The sequence below is a fragment of the Bartonella jaculi genome, assembly GCF_039543045.1.
Taxonomy (GTDB): Bacteria; Pseudomonadota; Alphaproteobacteria; order Rhizobiales; family Rhizobiaceae; genus Bartonella; species Bartonella jaculi.
Genome location: NZ_BAABIZ010000127.1, coordinates 1 through 1,108 on the forward strand (window position 1 = coordinate 1; position 1,108 = coordinate 1,108).

At 30.3% G+C, this 1,108-nt stretch carries 1 pseudogene; it reads left to right on the top strand.

Features of this window, described 5'->3' with window-relative positions:
- Positions 1–866 precede the first annotated feature (866 nt).
- Positions 867–1,108: pseudogene (locus ABD915_RS09740) on the top strand (hypothetical protein); the annotation flags it as partial.

The following is a 1,108-nucleotide window of genomic DNA, read 5'->3' on the forward strand; positions in this document are numbered from 1 at the left end:
GAAAAAGAGATAAAACTTAACATATTGAAAAATAATGTTTTTAATTTTTTATCTCATAAAAAAAATAAGATAGGGTATAAAAAGAACTGACAAGACTGACAAAAGTCTATTAAAAGGGATTTTGCTAATCTCTATAATTATCAGTCTCTCTTTAGAGATTTCATAACAAGCTATGAATAGCAATTATCATTTCTCTTATGAAAATGAAAAATGATGCGGTGGCTATAAAGGATATAACCGTTATAAAGAATGCGTAAAACAGCAACTCGAATAACCAAAATGCAAATGAAAACGCGTTGCTTAATAAGGGGGTGATAGTGATAGCTATTAAGACTGTTTAAATTATGAACCTCTTATAAAGAAATTCACAAAAATCATTCTATAAAATAAGCATTCTTTATAAAGTTAAAAATACGCATAATAAGAGCGTTTCTAACTATTATGAAGGTAAAAAGAGTAAATAACCAAATCGCGTAATATAGAGTCAAATAGACGCCAATAAGATAGCAATAATTGATAAGAATATGATAATATTTACACACAATGCATTTAAAAAAATCATAAAAAATATCAAAAAAGTGCATAAATTAATTGACAATAAATACGTATTTTGTTATATAAATAATCAAGTGATGAAAACACTTAACCGTAAGCGAATGGGTTGCGATAAACCTAATTCCTATTATAAAAACTGACTATCTTTTATGCTACGATTAGCATATATAACGATTTTGTCGGGTGTGGCTATGTTATACAATACCCTTTTATGGGGAAGGCATAGCAACGGACTTACGGCCGTGTTTTCAACACCCGGCGCCTTTATAGGCTGTCAATTGAAAACAATATTAACCCGTAAGGATTTAGTTATGAACACTATATCAAAAAACACCCCCGTTATTTCTAACATTTCAAATGAAACCGCATCTAATAATAAACAAGAGCCTGCAAAAAAATATGAGTTTATTAATGATGGCGAATATATAGATGGTCATTTCTTAACGCGAATTAGAGCTTTAAGAGATTTTGGTGACGTCAAAAAAGGTGACCTCGGGGGGTATATTGAAAGTGAAGATAACCTCTCTCATGATGGCAATTGCTGGGTGTATAA